The sequence below is a fragment of the Gammaproteobacteria bacterium genome, from assembly GCA_036383255.1.
In the GTDB taxonomy this organism is placed as follows: Bacteria; Pseudomonadota; Gammaproteobacteria; order Natronospirales; family REEB76; genus DASUBN01.
Map to the genome: position 1 here is coordinate 86,652 of DASVOS010000012.1, position 18,955 is coordinate 105,606.

The following is an 18,955-nucleotide window of genomic DNA, read 5'->3' on the forward strand; positions in this document are numbered from 1 at the left end:
CGAGGCCGCCGTTTCTTTTGCCGTCATGACACCACCGTCCCTGGTGCGTCAGCCACGTTGAGCACTGTGCATCCTGCTACGCGTGCAATCCAGGGCGGCTCCTGCGCCCGCTTGCGTTCATTTGGGTCTGCGACCTTCCAGGCGTCCCGTGCATCAATCAGGAAACGGACCTGGGGGCGAGCCATGGAGATCCTGCCGATCCTGCGCACCATGAAGCGCAACAAGACCGCCGTGGCACTGGCGGTGCTGCAGGTGGCGCTGACACTGGCCATCACCTGCAACGCCGTGTTCATCATCCACGACCGACTGGCGATGATAGGCCGCCCCACGGGCCTGGCCATGGACGACATCTTCTACGTCACCACGGTCGGCTACGCACCGGATTACGACTCCGGCAACGCCATCCACCGGTATCTCGACACCCTGCGTTCCCTGCCGGGGGTGGTGAGCGCCTCGGCCGTGCACCAGTTCCCCCTGAGCCTGGGAGGTTGGACCCGGGACTTCCGCACCCGCGCGGACCTCGCCGCCCCTTCCCAGGTGGCGGCCGTGATGCATGTGGACGAGCATGGCCTGGACACCCTGGGCCTCAGGCTGATCGCCGGCCGCAGCTTCAACGCCGCCGAGGTGCGCTATGCCGATTCAGACAGCTACCGCATCCCGCCGGTGGCGATCGTGACGCAGGCCGCCGCGGACGAACTCTTTCCCGGCGGTGGTGCCCTGGGCAGGACGATCTACAGCGAAGATAGCCTGCAGCCGCATACCATCATCGGCGTCGTCGAGCGCCTGCAGGGCTTCCATCCCCACTGGGCCGGCTTCGAGCGCACCGTGCTCATGCCGGCGGTGTTCACCGGCATGTACTGCCGTTTCCTGGTGCGCACGCGGTCCGGCGAGCGGGACCGGGTGATGCCGGAGGCGCAGCAGAAGCTCGACGCGCTGCACACCGGCGCCTTCGTTCGCAGCCTGCGTTCCCTGGACTCCTACCGGGACAACAGCTACCAGGACGACCAGGCCATGGCGGCGATGCTCAGCACCGTCGCCGCGCTGATCCTCGCCATCACCTCACTGGGGCTGGCCGGCCTCACCAGCTTCAACGTGCGCCGCCGCACCCGCGAGATCGGCACGCGCCGCGCGCTAGGCGCCCGCCGCCGCGACATCCTGCGTTACTTCATGCTGGAGACCTGGCTCATCACCGCCATGGGCATCGCGCTCGGCAGCGCCTTCGCGGTGGCGCTGAACCTGTGGCTGGTGAGCCTCTACGACCTGCCGCCGCTCGCCTGGTATTACCTTCCCCTCGGCGCGCTCAGCCTGTGGATCTTGAGCGCGCTCGCGACGCTGTGGCCGGCACTGAAGGCCTCCGCCATCCCACCCTCCATCGCCACGCGCAACACCTGAAGTCCCTCCCCGCGGCGGGACTATTTCCGGCGCTACTGCAACCCTTTGCGGGGGCGGCGCATCCAAATGTACGTGAAGAAGAGAACGGGTATTAAGGAGTGTCCGCGCGGACACTCGAGCGGACACGGGACGGTGTCCGCGGACGCGGAAAAGGACCGCTGCGGAGCGCATCCGGCGTGAAGGACCCCAGGTCCGGCGCGGCATGCGCACAAGAACAGGACATTGGCACGGGGCTTGCTACGTACACAGCATGAACACCAACAACCTGCAGAAGATCGTGAAGATCCGCGACACCTCCGGCCAGGACGTCGCGGTGGACAACACCCCCCAGCAGCGCAAGCGCCGCCGCTGGTATATCGGCGCTGGCATCGGCGCGCTGGTGCTGCTGGCGCTGGCCCTGCCGGCGCTGATGCGCTGGGCCAAGGCCGAACGCACCGTGTCCCTGGACCAGGTGCGGCTCGCCCAGGTCACGCGCGGGCTGTTCGTGCGGGACGTCTCCGTGGATGGGCAGGTGGTGGCCGCCGTGAGCCCGACGCTCTATAGCGACGTGAACGGCACCGTCACGCTCAAGGCGGTGGCGGGCGACGCGGTCAAGAAGGGCCAGGTGCTGGCGCAGATCGACAGCCCCGAGCTCACGAGCAGCTACCAGCAGGAGCAGTCCACCCTGCTCTCCATGCAGACTGACCTGGAGCGCACCCGCATCAACTCCAAGAAGGCCGCGCTCGCGAGCCAGGAAAGCGTGGACCAGGCCGGCGTGACGCTGGAGGCGGCGCGCCGCGAGATGAAGCGCGCCGAGGCCGCCTGGGGCTACAAGGTGATCAGCGAGCACGACTATGCCAAGGCGAAGGACGACCTGGCCGCCGCCCAGCTCAACTTCGACAACGCCAAGGCCAACACCGAGCTCGACAAGGAAGGCCTGAACTTCGACGTCAAGACCAAGGAGCTGCAGGTCAAACGCGAGCAGCTCCTGGTGAACGACCTCAAGCGCCGCTACGACGGCCTCACGGTGCGCTCGCCGGTGGACGGCATGGTCGGCAACATCGCGGTGCAGCAGCGCACCAACGTCACGCCCAACCAGCCGATCATGACGGTGGTGGACCTGACCCAGATGGAGATCCAGATCCAGATCCCGGAGACCTATACCGACGGCCTCGCGCTCGGCATGGCCACCGAGATCAGCTACGGCGGCAACCGCTACCAGGGCAAGCTCACCGCGGTCTCGCCCGAAGTGCAGAACAACCTGGTCACCGGCCGGGTGCGCTTCGCGGCCAACCCGCCCAAGGGCCTGAAGCAGAACCAGCAGGTGCAGGTGCGAATCGTGATGGACTCGCGCGATGGCGTGCTGATGGTGCAGCGCGGCCCGTTCCTGGACGCCGGCGGCGGCAACGTGGCCTACCTGGTGCATGACGGCGTCGCCACCCGCACCGCCATCCACACCGGCGCCGCCAGCATCGGCCAGGTGGAGATCCTGGACGGCGTGAAGGAGGGCGACACCCTCGTGATCTCCGACACCAGCGGATTCGACAACGCGAACACGGTATACCTGAAATAACCAGGAGTAAGCCCCATGTTGAGCATGCAGAACATCAGCAAGATCTACCGCACCGACGTGGTGCAGACCCACGCCCTGCGCGACTTCAACCTGGAGGTGAAGGAAGGCGAGTTCGTGGCGGTGATGGGCCCCTCCGGCTCCGGCAAGACCACCTTCCTCAACATCGCCGGCATGCTCGAGTCCTTCGACCACGGCACCTACATGCTGGACGGCGAGGACGTGAGCCACCTGGACGACGACGGCCGCTCGCGCATCCGCAACGAGCGCATCGGCTTCATCTTCCAGAGCTTCAACCTGATCCCGGACCTCAACGTGCACGACAACGTGGACGTGCCGCTGCGCTACCGCGGCTTCAAGGCCGCCGAGCGCGAACGGCGCATCCAGCAGGCGCTGGAGGTGGTGGGGCTGGCCTCGCGCATGAAGCACCTGCCCTCACAGCTCTCCGGCGGCCAGCAGCAGCGCGTGGCGATCGCGCGTGCGCTGGCGGGCGAGCCGCGCATACTGCTCGCGGACGAGCCGACCGGCAACCTGGACTCGCTGATGGCGCGCCAGGTGCTGGACCTCCTGGAGGGCATCAACGCCAACGGCACCACCATCGTCATGGTCACTCACGACCCGGAACTCGCGCGCCGCGCCCACCGCAGCGTGCACGTGCTGGACGGCCAGGTGATGGACCTCAAGGCCGTGCCCGCCTCCGGCGCCAAGCGTGAAGCCGGCGTCCAGGCCTGAGGAGAAAACCATGTTCCTCTACAACCTGCGTCTCGCCCTGCTGAGCCTCAAGCGCGATCCGATTCTGACCGCGCTCATGATCGGCGCCGTGGCCATCGGCATCGGCATGTCCACCACCACCCTCGCCGTGTTCCACTCCATGTCGGGGAACCCCATCCCCGACAAGAGCGACCGGCTCTACGCGGTGCAGCTCGACAACTGGTCGCCGAACGCCGCCTACGACGAGCCCAACGAACCGCCCACCCAGGTCACCTACCGTGACGGGCAGGCGCTGATGAAGGCCGCCAAGGCCCCGCACCAGAACCTGAGCTTCACCTCGGCCCTGGTGCTGCAGTCCGACAAGCCGGACGCGAAGCCGGACCTGGTGGTGGCGCGCGTCACCTACAACGACTTCTTCTCCATGTTCGAGGTGCCGTTCGAGTACGGCGGCCCCTGGAGCAAGGAGGCCGACCAGAACGCCGAACAGGTGGCGGTGCTGAACCAGGAGCAGAACGAGAAGCTGTTCGGCGGCGCCAACAGCGTGGGCAAGGAGATCGTGCTCAATAACCGCCGCTTCCGGGTGGTGGGCGTGCTCAAGAAATGGGCGCCGGTGCCCAAGTTCTACGACCTGGAGAACGACCAGTTCGGCGACCCGGAGGACGTGTTCGTCCCCTTCAACCTGGTCTCCTCCATGCAGCTGCACATCAACGGCAACAACAGCTGCTGGGGGCCGCCGGCCGACAACAGCTTCGAGGGCCACCTGAACTCGGAGTGCGTGTGGCTGCAGTACTGGGTGGAGCTGCCCACCACGGCCGACCGCGACGCCTACCATGATTTCCTGGACGGCTACGTCAACGAGCAGAAGAAGCTCGGCCGCTTCCAGCGCCCCCTCAACAACCACCTGCGCGACGTCACCGACTGGCTCACCTACAACCATGTGGTGAGCAAGGACAGCAAGGCGCTGGTGGGCCTCTCGTTCATGTTCCTCGCGGTGTGCATGCTCAACACCATCGGCCTGATCCTGGCCAAGTTCCTGCGCCGCTCCGGCGAGATCGGCCTGCGCCGCGCCGTCGGCGCCAGCAAGATGGCGCTGTTCCGCCAGTACCTGGTCGAGACCGGCGTGATCGGCGTGAGCGGCGGCCTCTTGGGCGTGCTGCTCGGTTGGGGCGGCCTCGCCGGCGTGCGCCACCTGATCTCGGACAGCGGGCACATCGCGCGCCTCGACTGGAGCATGGTGGGGCTGTCGCTGCTGCTGGCGCTGGCTTCGAGCATGCTGGCCGGCCTGTATCCCGCCTGGCGCGTGGTGCGCATCCCGCCCGCCATCTACCTCAAGGTCCAGTAAAGGAGCCGCACATGGAGATCCGTCCCATCCTCAGCGCCATGCTGCGCAACAAGACCGGCGCGATACTGATCGCGCTGCAGATCGCGCTCACGCTGGCCATCGTGTGCAACGCGGTGTTCATCATCCAGGACCGCACGGCCAAGATGGCCCGCGACCCCGGCATGGACGTCGACAACATCCTCATCGTCAACATGGCTGCCTACAAGCCGGACTACAACGCCGGCAACGCGATCCGCGCCAACCTCGACCTGTTGCGCAGCCTGCCGGGGGTCGTGGACGCCACCTATACCCAGTCCATCCCGCTCAGCGGCGGCGGCTGGAGCGACAGCGCGACGCCGGTGGCCGAGGAGCACCCCAAGTCCTCGGTCAGCATGGGCGTGTACCACATGGACGAACACGCACTGAACGCGCTGGGCGTGAAGCTGGTGGAAGGCCGCAACTTCACCCATGAGGAGGTGGAGTACGTCGACGGCGACAAGTACACCACGCCCAAGCTCGCGATCGTGAGCCGTGCCTTCGCCGAGAAGGTGTTCCCCGGCCAGGACGCCGTGGGCAAGAACTTCTACGAGGGCACCTCCGGCGTCACCATCGTCGGCATCGTGGACACCCTGGAGGGCACCTGGCCCCATTGGGAGGGTTTCGAGCGCCAGATCATCTTCCCGACGGTGCTGGAGAGCGAGTACACGCGCTACCTGGTGCGCACGCTGCCCGGCCAGCAGGACGAGGTGATGAAGGCCGCGGAGCAGAAGCTCGGCGAGCAGCACGTGGGCAACTTCCTGCGCCGCGTGCGGCCGCTCGCTTTCTACCGCGACAACACCAACTCCGGCGACCACGCCATGACCGTGATGCTGTCGCTGGTGACGGCGCTGATCCTCAGCATCACCGCGCTCGGCATCGTCGGCTTGGCCAGCTTCAGCGTGCGCCAGCGTACCCGCCAGATCGGCACGCGCCGCGCGCTGGGCGCCCGCCGCGTGGACATCGTGCGCTACTTCATGACCGAGAACTGGCTCATCACCAGCATCGGCGTGACCCTGGGCAGCGTGTTCGCGGTGGCGCTCAACTACTGGCTGGTGAACCTGTATGACCTGCCGCCGATCTCCTGGTACTACATCCCGGTGGGCATCCTGTCGCTGTGGGCGCTGGGCCTGCTGGCGGTGCTGGGGCCGGCGCTGAAGGCCGCGGCGATCCCGCCGGCCATCGCCACGCGGAATGTTTGACGCTGCCTTGAGACTCCGGAGCGTCTAAACTGGAACCCGGCGAGCCCACGCTCGCCGGGTTTTTTATGCAGAGGTGGGACTTGGGGAAGATCCTCGTCATCGACGACAACAAGGCCATCGGCGAGGCACTGTCGGTGCTGTTCGGGCTGCATGGCCTGGACACCCTGAGCGCGCTCACGCCTGAGGCGGGTCTCGCGCTGCTGGCGCGCGAGTCCGTCAACCTCGTGGTGCAGGACATGAACTTCAGCGGCGACACCACCTCGGGCCGCGAGGGCGCGGCGCTGTTCGCCGAGATCCGCCGCCGCCACCCGGACCTGCCCATCATCCTGCTCACCGGCTGGACCCATCTCGAGGACGCAGTGGAACTGGTGAAGGCCGGCGCCGCGGACTACCTGGCGAAGCCCTGGGACGATGCCAAGCTCGTGACCACGGTGCGCAACCTGATCCAGCTCGGCGAACTGAGGCGCAGCCAGCGCCTGCAGGCGGAGGAGCGGCGCGCGGCACGGGACAAGCTCGCGGCGAAGTTCGACCTCTGCCGCATCGTGTACGAGAGCCCCGCCATGCAACAGCTGGTCGGCATCGCCACCCAGGTTGCCCACGCCGACGTGCCGGTGGTCATCACCGGCCCCAACGGCGCCGGCAAGGAGAAGGTGGCGGACATCATCCACGCCAATTCCTCGGTCAAGGGCGGCCCCTACGTGAAGGTGAACATGGGCGCGCTGCCGGCTGAGCTCATCGAGAGCGAGCTGTTCGGCGCCGAAGCCGGCGCCTACACCGGCGCGCAGAAGGCCCGTGCCGGGCGCTTCGAGGCCGCCGACGGCGGCACCCTGTTCCTGGACGAGATCGGCAACCTGCCGCTGGCAGGCCAGGTGAAGCTCCTGCGTGTGCTGCAGACCGGCGAGTTCGAGCGCCTGGGCTCTACCCAGACGCGCAAGGCGAAGGTGCGTATCGTCACGGCCACCAACTCGGACCTGCGCCACGCCATCGCCGAGGGCCGTTTCCGGGAAGACCTGTTCTACCGGCTCAACGTCATCGAACTGCATGTACCACCGCTCGCGGAACGGCGCGAAGACGTGCTGCCACTGGCGCGCGCGTTCCTGGGCGAGGCCCACACGCTCGCGCCGGAAGCTGAACGGGTGCTGCTGGAGCACCCATGGTCCGGCAACGTGCGGGAATTGCAGAACTGCATGCGCCGCGCGGCACTGCTGGCGGAGGGCGCGGTGGTTGGCGTGGCCGCCCTCGGCCTCGCGGCCCCGCGTGCCGCCGCTGCGGCGGAACCGGCGCAGGAACCCACCCGCGCGGACATCGAGGCAGTGCTGGCGCGTCACGGCGGGGTGATCGCTGCCGCCGCCCAGGAGCTGGGACTCTCGCGCCAGGCCCTGTACCGGCGGATGGAGAAGTTCGGGATAGAGAAGGGTTCATAGCTAAGCTATGAACGCCTGCACAGGGATGTGCAGGCCGGTATTTCTCGCGTAGCAAGATAGCGGAGCGAGAAATCGCGCTGCCTTTCTACTGCCCGCGAAAATCCATCCTCCGAATCTGTTCCATCCGGTTAAACTGGCCGGATGAGATTCCGCAGATCCCTGGAAGGCAAGTTCGCGTCCCTGGCGGTGCTGCTGGTGGTGTTCGCCGCGCTAGCGGCGGGCGTGGCGGTGGACCTGCTCGGCTCGACGCTGGGTGGCGCCTGCGCCGCGCTGGTACTGGCTGTGCCGTTCGCGGTGTACGCGGTGCGCCGCTTCATGCGCCCCGTGAACCGTCTCCTCACTGCGCTGGACGACGGCGTCGCGAGCTTCCAGGATGGCGACTTCAGCATCAGCCTCAACCCCGGACGCGACGACGAGCTGGGCACGCTGGTGCGCCACTACAACGCCGCCGGCGACGTGCTGCGGGCGGAGCGACACGACCTGTACCAGCGGGAGCTCCTGCTGGACACCGTGATCCAGAGCACGCCCTGGGCGCTGGTGCTCACCAACGCGAACGACCGGGTGGTGTACAGCAACGTGTCCGCGCGCCAGCTGTTCCAGGCAGGCCGCCGCTTCGAGGGGCGCGCCTTCGCCGAGGTTCTGGAGGGCGCGCCCGAGGCTCTGCGCGAGGCGGTGCAGAGCGGGCGCGACGGCATGTTCGGCGTGCGCCGCGAGGGCGAGGACGACGAGATCTACTATCTCTCCCGCGAGCGCTTCACCCTCAATGCCCAGCGCCACAGCCTGTACCTGTTCAAGCAGCTCACCCGCGAGCTGAACCGGCAGGAGGTGGCGATCTGGAAGAAAGTGATACGGGTCTTGAGCCATGAGCTCAACAACTCGCTCGCGCCGATCACCTCGCTGGCTCATTCCGGCCGCATCCTGGCACGCCAGCCGGACCCGGCGAAGCTCGAGAGCGTGTTCGCCACCATCGAGGAGCGGGCCCTGCACCTCAAGAACTTCATCGACGGTTACGGGCGCTTCGCCAAGCTGCCGGCGCCCAAGCCCGAGACCGTGTCATGGCGGACGTTCGTGGCCTCGCTGGAGGGCCTGGCGCCCTTCACCCTCACCGGATCCCTGCCGGAGGATGGCGCACGCTTCGACCCGACCCAGATGCAGCAAGTGCTCATCAACCTGCTCAAGAACGCCCACGAGTCCGGCTCGCCGCCGGAGGCGGTGACGCTCACGGTGCGCCAAGCCCCGCAGGGGCTGCGCCTGGAGGTGGCGGATGCGGGCCCCGGCATGAGCGAGGACGTGCTGGAGCAGGCCCTGTTGCCCTTCTATTCCACCAAGCAGTCGGGCACCGGCCTTGGCCTGCCGCTCTGCCGCGAGATCGTGGAAGCGCATGGCGGGAGGCTCAGCCTCACGAACCGCAGCGAGGGAGGTCTGCTGGTCAGCGTATGGCTGCCAGCTTGACCAGGCTCAGCGCAATTCCGCGTTGAGCCTGCGCACCAATCCCAAAGCCTGATCGAGATAGCCGCCGCCGAACAGGTTGAGGTGGTTCAGCACGTGGTAGAGGTTGTAGAGGTCGCGGCGCACCTTGTAGCCCGCGTCCAGCGGGGCGTGGGCCCGGTAGGCGGCGTAGAAACTCTCCGGAAAGCCGCCGAACAACTCGGTCATGGCGAGGTCCGCCTCCCGGTCGCCGCGGTACACCGCCGGGTCGAACACCACGGGGCCTTCTTCGCGCACCACGCCCGAGTTGCCGCTCCAGAGGTCGCCGTGCAGCAGCGCGGGTGCCGGCGCATAGCCGGCGAAGAACCGCGGCAATCCCTCCATGAGACGCATGCCCTCTTCCTGCAGCGCGCCCCGGTGGCCGTCCTCGCCTGCGAGCCTGAGCTGGAACCCCAGGCGCTGCTCCCGGAAGAACGCGGCCCAATCCGTGCCCTCGCGGTTGAACTGCGGCGTGGCGCCGATGAAGTTCGCGCGCGGCCAGCCGAAGCGCGGCGCCGGCGCGAGATGCTGGCGCGCCAGCGCCTCACCCAGGCGCGTACCGGAGGCGGATGCGCCGCGGGAAAGCTCCAGCCACTCCATGACGAGGTAGCCCTCGCCTTTCCCGACGCTGCCCTCGGCGTGCAACCGCGGTACGCGCATGGCGCCGCAGGCGGCGAGAGCCTTGAGCCCGTCCGCCTCCGCAGCGAGGACGTCCGCATCGCCGCCCTTCACGAACCAGGCGCCCGCGGAGGATTCCACCCGCCAACGGGTACCGCCCACGCCCTCCCCCAAGGCCTGCCAGCGCCACGGCCCAGAGACCTCCAACTGCCGTTCCACCGCGGCCTGCAACGTCATGTCCTGCATGGGTCTGGCGCCCTCGCGTCAACGCCGGCTGCGGCGCTGCGTCGGATACTGTACCGGCTGCCGGCCTCCGGGCGGAGTAGTATGGAACGCCCGGCCGGGGGCCGGTCATCCAAAACAGCCATTTGGGAGGCATCGTATGTTGAGGACATCCATCCTGCTCGCGCTCCTGGCCGCCGCGGTCCCCGCGCTCGCCGACACGCACATCACCTCGGTCAACGACGCCGGCCAGGCGGTGAGCCAGCTGTTCGTGAAGGACGGCAAGGTGCGCATGGAGTTCTCCGACGGCGCCCACCAGGGCTTCGCACTGTACGACTCCGCCGCCAACACCATGAGCGTGTTCATGCCGGAGAAGAAGCAGTACCTGGTGTTCGATGACAAGGCGGCGGGCCAGATCGGCGCCCAGCAGGCCCAGAGCCAGCAGCAGATGCAGGCCGCCCAGGCGCAGATGGCGGCGCACCAGGGCGAGATGGACGACGCCAACCAGAAGATGCAGGCCGCCATGGCGAACATGACGCCGGAGCAGCGCGCCATGATGGAGAAGATGATGGCGGCACGCGGCGGCGCCCCCGCGGGCAACCCCATGGCCGCGATGCAGGGCGGCATGCACGTGGAGATGAAGGACCTCGGCACCACCGAGACCGTCGCCGGCCACCGCTGCAAGGACATGCAGATGAGCGTGGGCGGCCGCGCCACCTCCACCATGTGCATGAGCGACGAGCCGCCCACCGCGTTCGGCGTCCCGGCGGCGGACTACAAGACGCTGGAGGCGATGCGCGACGGCATGCAGAAGCTCACCGCCAAGATGGGCCCCATGGCCCAGTCCATGTCGGCGGTGATGGGCAAGGGCTTCGCCCTCAAGACCACGCGCCAGGCCTTCGACCCCCGCACCATGAAGTCCAGCACCGTGACCACCACCTTCAAGTCGGTGACCACCGAGAAGCTGGACAGTGCGAAGTTCGAGGTGCCGGCGGGCTACACCGCCACCAGCATGGACGAGATGATGCAGCACGGCGGCCATTGACCCGCCCCGTGCCATGAAAACAGAAACCCCGCCAGGGATGGCGGGGCTGGAAACAGCGCCAGGGACGGCAACGAAGACCAAGGAAAAAGAAACCCCGCTTCGGCGGGGTTTCTACTTTATGCGAGCAGCTGCTTCACGCGCCGATGCAGCGGGCTACTCCGCGGGAAATGCGCCAGCAGGAACTCCATCTGGTCGGCGAGGATGCGCCGGCCCTTCAGGAAGATGTACTCGGCGTGGTTCGGGGTGAACGGGATGGCGAGCAGCTGCATGCGCGCCTCCTCCGGGGTGCGCCCGGCCTTGTGGTTGTTGCAGCGCTTGCAGGCCGCCACCACATTGGTCCATGTGTCGCGCCCGCCGCGGCTCAGGGGCGTGACGTGCTCGCGGGAGAGCTCGCCGGAGGCGAAGCGCTTGCCGCAGTACATGCAGACGTGGGCGTCGCGCTTGAACAGGGTATGGTTGTTGAGCGGCGGCACATAGTGCTTGCGCGCCTTGGCCGAGGCGACGCTGTTGCCGTAGGTGGCGATGATGGAGTTCACTTCGATGACGCTGCGCCGGCCGCTCTTGGCGCAGATGCCGCCGTGCAGGCGATACAGCGGGCTGCCGTAGCTGTAGGCCACCTGGTCCAGGTGATACAGCTTCACGGCATCCTGATAGTCGATCCACTCCAGCGGCTGGCCTGCCGCATCGGTGCGGAGCACTTCTTGGGAAAGGTCGTACACCCTATATCCTCAAGGCCCTGAATAGGCTGGGCAAAATATTGCAGTAATAGGCTTAAAAAGCAACGCCAAGCCCAGGACGAGCCTGGGAACTGCCCGCCGCGCGGGGTGGCAAACGCACCGGGGCACGCTACACTGGCCCCGGCCCAAATGACGGGATAAGCCATGGCCATCAAGCTTTTCGTGCCCTTGGAACACGCTGGCCTGGAACGCCGCGTGGCCCTGTGTCCGCCGGTGGCGGCCAAGCTCAAGGGCCTGGGAGTGGAGGTGACGCTGGAACCGGGCGCCGGCGAGGCCGCCGGGTTCCCGGACAGCCTGTTCCCGGACGTCCGCACCGCGAAGGCCCAGGACGCGATCCCGCAGGCCGATGCCGTGTTCCGTGTGACGCCGCCCTCCGCCGCCGAGGCTGCGCGCCTGCGCGCGGGCGCGGTGCTGGTGTCGTTCCTCAGCCCGCACAAGGACCCCGACCGCATCAAGGCGCTGCGTGATGCGCGTGTGACTTCGTTCGCCATGGAGCTGGTGCCGCGCATCTCCCGCGCCCAAGCCATGGACGCGCTCTCCTCCCAGGCCGCCGCTGCCGGCTACAAGGCGGCGCTGCTGGCCGCGGAGAAGCTCGGCCGCTTCTTCCCCATGCTCACCACCGCCGCCGGCACCATCCGTCCCGCCAAGGTGCTGGTGGTGGGCGCGGGCGTCGCGGGCCTGCAGGCCATCGCCACCGCGCGCCGCCTCGGCGCCATGGTGGAGGGCTACGACGTGCGCGCCGCCGCGCGCGAGCAGGTGGAGTCGCTCGGCGCGAAGTTCGTGGACACCGGCGTCTCGGCGGAAGGCACGGGCGGCTATGCCCGCGAGCTCACCGCCGAGGAGAAGCAGAAGCAGCAGGACGCGCTGGCCAAGCACGTGGCTTTGGCCGATGCGGTGATCACCACCGCCGCGATCCCAGGCCGGCCCGCCCCGAAGATCGTCACCCGCGCCATGGTGGAAGCCATGAAGCCCGGCGCGGTGATCATCGACCTCGCCGCCGAGACTGGCGGCAACTGCGAGCTGACCCGCCCCGGCGAGGACTTCAAGCATGGCCACGTGCTGGTCTCGGGTCCCTTGAATCTGCCGAGCCTCCTGGCGGAGCACGCCAGCGACATGTACGCCCGCAACCTGCTCAACTTCTTCACGCCACTCGTCAAGGACAGCAGGCTCGCCATCGACTGGAACGACGAGGTCTACGCCAAGAGCGTGGTCACTCACGACGGGAAGATCATGCACGAACCCACCAGAAAGTTAGTCGAGGGAGCCTGACCATGATCGACGGCTTCATCGCCCTATACATCTTCATGCTCGCCGGCTTCACCGGCTACGAGGTCATCTCGCGGGTGCCGGTGATCCTGCACACGCCGCTCATGTCCGGTTCAAACTTCGTGCACGGCATCGTGCTGGTGGGCGCCATGGTGGCCTTGGGCGCCGCCGAGGGCCCGGTGGAGCAGGTGATCGGCTTCCTCGGCGTGGCGCTCGCCGCCGGCAACGCGGTGGGCGGCTACGTCGTCACCGAGCGCATGCTGGAGATGTTCAAGGACAGCGGCAAGAAGGCCAAGCCATGACGCTGCCCTTCTCCGCCCAGGTCACCGACGACCTGATCCAGGCCGCCTACTTCCTGGCGGCGCTCCTGTTCATCCTGGGCCTCAAGCGCATGAGCTCCCCCAAGGGCGCGCGGGGCGGCATCGTGTGGGCGGGCGTGGGCATGCTCGTCGCCACGCTCATCACCTTCCTGTATCCGGGCCTGCACAACTTCGGGCTGATGCTGGCCGGCATCCTGGTGGGCGGCATCGCCGCCTGGTGGAGCGGCAAGCGCGTGGCCATGACCGCCATGCCGCAGATGGTGGCGCTCTACAACGGCATGGGTGGCGGCGCGGCCGCCGCCATCGCCGCCGCGGAGCTGCTGCACCCGGCGGGCCTGTCCCGCGCGGCGGTGGTGCTGGCGGTGGCCGGCGCGCTCATCGGCGCGGTGTCCTTCAGCGGCAGCCTCATCGCCTTCGCCAAGCTGCAGGGCCTCATCAACCGCTCGCTGCGCTTCAAGGGCCAGCAGCTCGTGAACGGCCTGGTGTTCCTGCTGGCGCTCGGCCACGGCGCGGCGCTGGCGCTCGGCTACAGCGACGGCCCCGGCACGGTGGTGGCGTTCTTCGTGCTGGCGCTGCTGTTCGGCGTGCTCATGACGGTGCCCATCGGCGGCGCCGACATGCCGGTGGTGATCTCCCTCTACAACGCCTTCACGGGCCTCGCGGTGGGTTTCGAGGGTTTCGTGCTGCAGAACGCCGCCATGATCATCGCCGGCACGGTGGTGGGCTCGGCCGGCACCCTGCTCACCCAGCTCATGGCCAAGGCCATGAACCGCTCCATCGGCAACGTGCTGTTCTCGAACTTCGGCGAGACTGCCGCCGCGGGCGGCGAGGTGACGGGCAGCCTCAAGCCCATCGACGCCGCCGACGCGGGCGTGATGATGGCCTACGGCGCCAAGGTCATCATCGTGCCCGGCTATGGCATGGCGGTGGCCCAGGCCCAGCACAAGGTGTGGGAGCTGACACAGCTGCTGCAGTCCCGCGGCGTGACCGTGAAGTTCGCGATCCACCCGGTGGCGGGCCGCATGCCGGGGCACATGAACGTGCTGCTGGCCGAGGCCGGCGTGCCCTACGACATCATCGCGGACCTGGACGAGATCAACGCCGAGTTCCCCACCGCGGACGTGGCGCTCATCATCGGCGCCAACGACGTGGTGAACCCGGACGCGCGCAACCGCAAGGACAGCCCCATCTACGGCATGCCGATCCTGGACGCGGACAAGGCCAAGAACGTGATCGTGATCAAGCGCGGCCAGGGCCGCGGCTTCTCGGGCATCGAGAACGCGCTGTTCTACATGGACAACACGCGCATGCTCTACGGCGACGGCCAGGAGGCCGTCGCTAAGCTGATCCACGGCATCAAGACATTGGATTGAGCTGAAAGCGAGTAGATGAAAAAACCCGCTGAGAGGCGGGTTTTTTATTTCGGTGGCGGGTTCTGGGGCGCCTGCGGGTGCGATCGCATCTTGTCCTTGAGCTGCTGGCGCTGCTCCGGCGTCATGTTCTTCCAGCGTTCGCGCAGCTTCTGGCGCTGCTCGGGCGTCATGCGCTGGTACTTGTCGAACATGGCGCGGATGTGCTGCTGCTCGTCCGGCGGCAGCTTCTGGAAGTTCTCATAACGCTGGCGCAGGCGCGCGCGCTCGTCCGGCGTGAGCTGTTGCCAGCGCTGCAGGCGCTGGCGGAAGCGCTCCCGCTCCTGGGGGCTCATCTTCTCCCAGCGGTCGGCGGCGGTCTTGAGCTTGTGCTGGCGCGCCGCCGGCAGGCTCGACCACTTGTCCTTGTCGTAGCCCAGCACCTGCTGCTCGGCGGGCGTAAGCGCCTCCCACGGGACCGGCGCCGCATGCGTGGCCGCGACCGGCGCCGGGCCGGCGGCGGCGCCACCGGCCCACAGGCCGGCGAGCAGAAGGATGGCGGGTGCGTGCTTCATCGGACGGCGGCGCGTCCGGCGCCGGAGGGCGGCGTCTCGCTGCCCGCGGCGGGCGGACGGGGCTTGTCGCGGCGGCGCTCCGCCTCGGTGCGCACCTTGGCGGGGTCGATGCGGGCGAAGGTCATGGGATCCACCCACTGGCCGGAGTCGTCCTGCCAGTCGGCCATGAAGTCCAGCACCAGCGGGTCCGTCGGCAGCGGCGGTTCATCCTTGGCCTGGAGGGCACCGGCACCGAGGGCCAGCGGCAACAGCAGCGACGCGAGACGCAGGCGCTTCATCCGCCCACCCCGTCGTCATCTTCATCATCCACGTCGTCCACGGTGTCGGAGTCCGGCGCCGCCACCGGCTGGTCCTGGGTCTCCATCCACTGGTAGAAATCCAGGTCTGCGTACATGTCCAGGTTGTCCTGGGTCTCGATCAGGGGGGCGTCGGTGTTGGCGGCGCTGAACGGGGCCGAAGGGCCCGGCCCGCTGCCGCTCATCCAGAGGGCGCCACCCACCACCGCCACGAAGGCCAGCGCCACGGCTCCCGCCGGGATGCGCCAGCCCCAGGCGGGGCTGCGGTGCGCACCGACGGCGTCCACGGCCCGGCGGCGCGACTCGGACAGGCGCGCCAACACCTTCGGGTCCAGTCCGGCGGTGCTCGCCAGGAACCGCTCCCGGGCCCGCTGCGTGAAGATGTCGTCCATATCCTGCTTGTTCATGACCAGTGTTCCCCCAGCGTCTTCCGCAGGCTGTGTACCGCCCGCGACAGATGGGTCTTGACGCTGCCCTCGGAGCAGCCCATGGCCTTCGCCGTCTGCTCGACGTCCAGGCCTTCCAATATACGCAGCATGAAGGCTTCCCGTTGACGCGTGGGGAGCTCTCCCAGGGCCTCTTCGAGCGCCGTCATGGCCGCCCCTTGGGCCACCTGCTCGGAGGGGTCCCTCCCCGCCGGATCGGGCGCCGAGGCGATCGGATCCGGCATCTCGTCTTCCCCGTCCTCCTTCTGGCCGCCGAAGAAGGACAGCACCCGGTTGCGCACGGCGCGGCGGCGCTGGATGTCACGGATGCGGCTCTGCAGGATCTTATAGAAGAGGGGCGTCCACTCCGCCGCCGGGCGGTCTGCGTAACGCCGGGCGAGCTGGTACATGGCGTCCTGTACCGCGTCCTGGGCATCCTCCACGCTGCGCAGCCCGAGCTGGGCGATACGGAAGGCGCGGCGCTCCACGTCGGCGAGGAAGCGGTTGAGTTCTTGGGCGGTATCCAGGTGGGGTCTCGCGTGCCGGGCGCCCTGGCGCCCTCGGCGAAAGGTTATCATGCGGAGGCCTCGCCGCAGGCCGCGCGACCCTCCTATGCCCCAGCCGGACGGACAAATTTTCGTCAAACCGACACATGTGCTCGACGTGCGCGCGCGAATAGCATGCGCCCGTCCTTCATCCACACACTTATCCACAAATTCTGTGGATAACCTGCCGCCATGAAGCGCGCGCCGCTCTATCTCAAGGTAGCGGTGCCCTCGCCGCTGTACCGTGACTTCGACTACCTGCCGCCGCCGGACGCGGATGCCGTCCAGCTCCAGCCAGGCGTGCGCCTGAAGCTTCCGTTCGGCCGGCGCGAGGTGGTGGGCGTGCTCCTGGAGACCACCGCCAGCAGCGCGGTGCCCGCGGGCAAGCTCAAGGCGGCACGCAAGCTCCTGGACGCGGCGGCGGTGCTGCCGCCGGAGATGCTGGCGCTGGCCCGCTGGGCCGCAGACTATTACCGCCACCCCATCGGCGAGGTGATGCAGGCGCTCATGCCGGTGGCCTTGCGCCAAGGCAAGCCGGCAGAGCTTCCCGCCGCACCCCGCTGGCGGCTCACCCAGGCGGGCCTCGCCGGCGATGTCGCGGAACTCAGGCGCGCGCCCAAGCAGCGCGCGCTCCATGCCCTGCTGCAGCGCCATCCGGATGGCCTCGAAGGGCCCCGCCTCACGGAGGAGCTGCCCCAGGCCGCCGCCGCGGTGAAGGCCATGCTCAAGCGCGGGTGGATCGAGGATGCGTCCCGCCATGCCGCGGCACTGGAGGCGGACATCCCGCTGCCGGTGATGGAGGGCGCGCCGCTGAACCCCGCCCAGCAGGCGGCGGCGGACGCCGTCATCGCCGCGCTCGGCGGCTATCAGGCCTTCCTGCTGGACGGTGTCACCGGCAGCGGCAAGACCGAGGTATATCTCGCGGCCATCGCCGCCGCGGTGGCGGGTGGACGCCAGGCGCTGGTGCTCTTGCCGGAGATCAACCTCACGCCCCAGACCCTCGCGCGCTTCCGCGCCCGCTTCGGTGAGGTGGCGGCCTATCACTCGGGCCTCAATGACAGCGAGCGCCTGGCCACCTGGCTTGCTGCCCGGGACGGGCGCGCGCGGGTGATCGTAGGCACCCGCTCCGCCGCCTGGCTGCCGCTGAGATCCCCCGGCCTCATCGTGGTGGACGAGGAGCACGACGCCTCCTTCAAGCAGCAGGAGGGCTTCCGCTACTCGGCCCGGGACCTCGCGGTGGTGCGCGCGCAGCGCGCATCCATCCCCGTGATCCTGGGCACCGCCACGCCTTCCCTGGAGTCGCTGCACAACGCCGCCCAGGGTCGCTACACGCGCCTCGAGCTTCCCGAGCGCGCCGGCAGCGCACGCCACCCCAGCCTGAGGCTGCTGGACATCCGCAGCCGGCCCCTGGTGGAAGGCCTCTCCGACATCCTGCTGGACGCGGTGAAGCGCCATCTCGGCGCCGGCGGCCAGGTGCTGCTGTTCCTGAACCGCCGCGGCTACGCGCCCACCCTCATGTGCCACGACTGCGGCACGCCGGAAGCCTGCAAGCGCTGCGACGCGCGCATGACGCTGCACGGCGACCGGCGTCTCGTCTGCCACCACTGCGGCGCAGAACGGCCCGTCCCCAGGCGATGCAGCCATTGCGGCAGCGAGTCCTTCGGCGCCTTCGGCCAGGGCACCGAGCGCATCGAGCAGGCGCTCACGGAACTCTTCCCGGAGGCGGGCGTGACACGCGTGGACCGCGACAGCACCCGCCGCAAGGGCAGCATGGAGAAGATCCTGGACGAAGTGCAGCGCGGCGAACGGCGGCTGCTGGTAGGCACGCAGATGCTGGCCAAGGGCCACGACTTCCCGAACGTGACGCTGGTGGGCGTGCTGGACGCAGACCAGGGACTCTTCAGCGCGGACTTCCGCGCCAGCGAGCGCATGGCCCAGCTCATCATCCAGGTGGCGGGCCGCGCGGGCCGCGCCGAACGCACAGGCGAAGTGCTGATCCAGACCCACCAGCCGGACCATCCCCTGCTGCAGCACCTGGTGCGGGAGGGCTACGGCAGCTTCGCTGCGGCGGCGCTGGACGAGCGGCGCCTGGCGGCCTTGCCGCCCTATGCCGCCTTCGTACTGCTCAGGGCCGAGGCCCCGGCCCAGGCCGCCCCCACGGCCTTCCTGGAGGCCGCCCGGGAGCTGTTTGCCGCGCGGCGCGCTCCCGGCGTGCAGTTGCTGGGACCGGCTCCCGCGCCCATGGAACGGCGGGCAGGCCGCTACCGGGCCCACCTGCTCCTGCAGGCCGGCCAGCGCGGACCGTTGCAGAAGCTCCTGGCGGCCGCGTTGCCGGAACTGGACCAGCTCAAGCCCGCCCGGCGCGTGCGCTGGTCCGTAGACGTGGATCCCATCAGTCTCGATTGAAGCTGTATAGCTACGCTAGACAGTCCGGTAAAATCTGCGCCTCACTCAT

General features: G+C 68.5%; 18 protein-coding genes. 12 read left to right on the top strand and 6 right to left on the bottom strand.

The genetic code is table 11. The features are described 5' to 3' along the window. The first annotated feature begins 183 nt into the window (after positions 1-183). The 7 genes from VF651_08150 (at position 184) to VF651_08180 (ending at position 9,087) form a co-directional block, all read left to right on the top strand. Entirely contained in the window at positions 184-1,392 is a 1,209-nt protein-coding gene (locus tag VF651_08150) for an FtsX-like permease family protein (protein HEX7965672.1), read from the top strand. A 250-nt stretch (positions 1,393-1,642) separates the two neighbouring features. After that, positions 1,643-2,944, top strand: coding sequence for an efflux RND transporter periplasmic adaptor subunit (locus tag VF651_08155; protein ID HEX7965673.1), 1,302 nt, complete (start codon positions 1,643-1,645; stop codon positions 2,942-2,944). Positions 2,945-2,959: 15 nt separating this feature from the next. Then, a complete protein-coding gene (locus tag VF651_08160) occupies positions 2,960-3,673 on the top strand; it encodes an ABC transporter ATP-binding protein (protein HEX7965674.1) in 714 nt (237 codons plus the stop codon). Between the two features lie 10 nt (positions 3,674-3,683). Beyond that, complete coding sequence (locus VF651_08165) at positions 3,684-4,994, top strand: ABC transporter permease (GenBank protein ID HEX7965675.1); 1,311 nt, start codon at positions 3,684-3,686, stop codon at positions 4,992-4,994. An 11-nt stretch (positions 4,995-5,005) separates the two neighbouring features. Further along, positions 5,006-6,211 carry an FtsX-like permease family protein gene (locus VF651_08170; protein ID HEX7965676.1) on the top strand — a complete coding sequence of 402 codons (1,206 nt, stop codon included), beginning with the start codon at positions 5,006-5,008 and terminating at the stop codon, positions 6,209-6,211. 80 nt (positions 6,212-6,291) lie between these two features. Continuing rightward, positions 6,292-7,635: a sigma-54 dependent transcriptional regulator gene (locus VF651_08175; GenBank protein HEX7965677.1), complete on the top strand. Its 1,344-nt coding sequence runs from the start codon at positions 6,292-6,294 to the stop codon at positions 7,633-7,635. A gap of 141 nt (positions 7,636-7,776) precedes the next feature. Then, positions 7,777-9,087 carry an ATP-binding protein gene (locus VF651_08180; GenBank protein HEX7965678.1) on the top strand — a complete coding sequence of 437 codons (1,311 nt, stop codon included), beginning with the start codon at positions 7,777-7,779 and terminating at the stop codon, positions 9,085-9,087. Positions 9,088-9,093: 6 nt separating this feature from the next. Here the strand turns inward: VF651_08180 and VF651_08185 are convergent, their stop codons facing one another. Beyond that, positions 9,094-9,966: a fructosamine kinase family protein gene (locus VF651_08185; protein HEX7965679.1), complete on the bottom strand. Its 873-nt coding sequence runs from the start codon at positions 9,964-9,966 to the stop codon at positions 9,094-9,096. Positions 9,967-10,102: 136 nt separating this feature from the next. On the opposite strand from VF651_08185, the gene VF651_08190 reads away from it, so the two are divergent. After that, the gene (locus VF651_08190) at positions 10,103-10,987 is read left to right on the top strand and encodes a DUF4412 domain-containing protein (GenBank protein HEX7965680.1); all 885 of its coding nucleotides are present in this window, start codon (positions 10,103-10,105) and stop codon (positions 10,985-10,987) included. 116 nt (positions 10,988-11,103) lie between these two features. Here the strand turns inward: VF651_08190 and VF651_08195 are convergent, their stop codons facing one another. Beyond that, on the bottom strand, positions 11,104-11,706 hold the full coding sequence (locus VF651_08195) for an HNH endonuclease (protein HEX7965681.1): 603 nt from the start codon (positions 11,704-11,706) through the stop codon (positions 11,104-11,106). 162 nt (positions 11,707-11,868) lie between these two features. Here VF651_08195 and VF651_08200 point away from each other — a divergent pair, with 162 nt between their 5' ends. Genes VF651_08200 through VF651_08210 form a run of 3 tightly spaced genes read left to right on the top strand, consistent with a single transcriptional unit; the run spans position 11,869 to position 14,683 of the window. Next, positions 11,869-12,993, top strand: coding sequence for an NAD(P) transhydrogenase subunit alpha (locus VF651_08200; protein ID HEX7965682.1), 1,125 nt, complete (start codon positions 11,869-11,871; stop codon positions 12,991-12,993). Between the two features lie 2 nt (positions 12,994-12,995). Further along, positions 12,996-13,292 carry an NAD(P) transhydrogenase subunit alpha gene (locus tag VF651_08205; GenBank protein ID HEX7965683.1) on the top strand — a complete coding sequence of 99 codons (297 nt, stop codon included), beginning with the start codon at positions 12,996-12,998 and terminating at the stop codon, positions 13,290-13,292. Next, entirely contained in the window at positions 13,289-14,683 is a 1,395-nt protein-coding gene (locus VF651_08210; GenBank protein HEX7965684.1) for an NAD(P)(+) transhydrogenase (Re/Si-specific) subunit beta, read from the top strand. The genes VF651_08205 and VF651_08210 overlap by 4 nt, the downstream gene beginning before the upstream one ends. A 44-nt stretch (positions 14,684-14,727) precedes the next feature. Here the strand turns inward: VF651_08210 and VF651_08215 are convergent, their stop codons facing one another. The 4 genes from VF651_08215 to VF651_08230 are packed head-to-tail and all read right to left on the bottom strand — an operon-like array spanning position 14,728 to position 16,533. Beyond that, positions 14,728-15,234 carry a DUF3106 domain-containing protein gene (locus tag VF651_08215; GenBank protein HEX7965685.1) on the bottom strand — a complete coding sequence of 169 codons (507 nt, stop codon included), beginning with the start codon at positions 15,232-15,234 and terminating at the stop codon, positions 14,728-14,730. Next, positions 15,231-15,512 (bottom strand): hypothetical protein, encoded by a 282-nt coding sequence (locus VF651_08220; GenBank protein HEX7965686.1) that lies wholly within the window; start codon positions 15,510-15,512, stop codon positions 15,231-15,233. The genes VF651_08215 and VF651_08220 overlap by 4 nt, the downstream gene beginning before the upstream one ends. Continuing rightward, positions 15,509-15,937 carry a hypothetical protein gene (locus VF651_08225; GenBank protein ID HEX7965687.1) on the bottom strand — a complete coding sequence of 143 codons (429 nt, stop codon included), beginning with the start codon at positions 15,935-15,937 and terminating at the stop codon, positions 15,509-15,511. The genes VF651_08220 and VF651_08225 overlap by 4 nt, the downstream gene beginning before the upstream one ends. After that, positions 15,934-16,533 (bottom strand): RNA polymerase sigma factor, encoded by a 600-nt coding sequence (locus VF651_08230; protein ID HEX7965688.1) that lies wholly within the window; start codon positions 16,531-16,533, stop codon positions 15,934-15,936. Before VF651_08230 ends, VF651_08225 begins: the two co-directional genes overlap by 4 nt. A 159-nt stretch (positions 16,534-16,692) precedes the next feature. Here VF651_08230 and VF651_08235 point away from each other — a divergent pair, with 159 nt between their 5' ends. Then, positions 16,693-18,906 carry a primosomal protein N' gene (locus VF651_08235; protein ID HEX7965689.1) on the top strand — a complete coding sequence of 738 codons (2,214 nt, stop codon included), beginning with the start codon at positions 16,693-16,695 and terminating at the stop codon, positions 18,904-18,906. Positions 18,907-18,955: the final 49 nt, after the last annotated feature.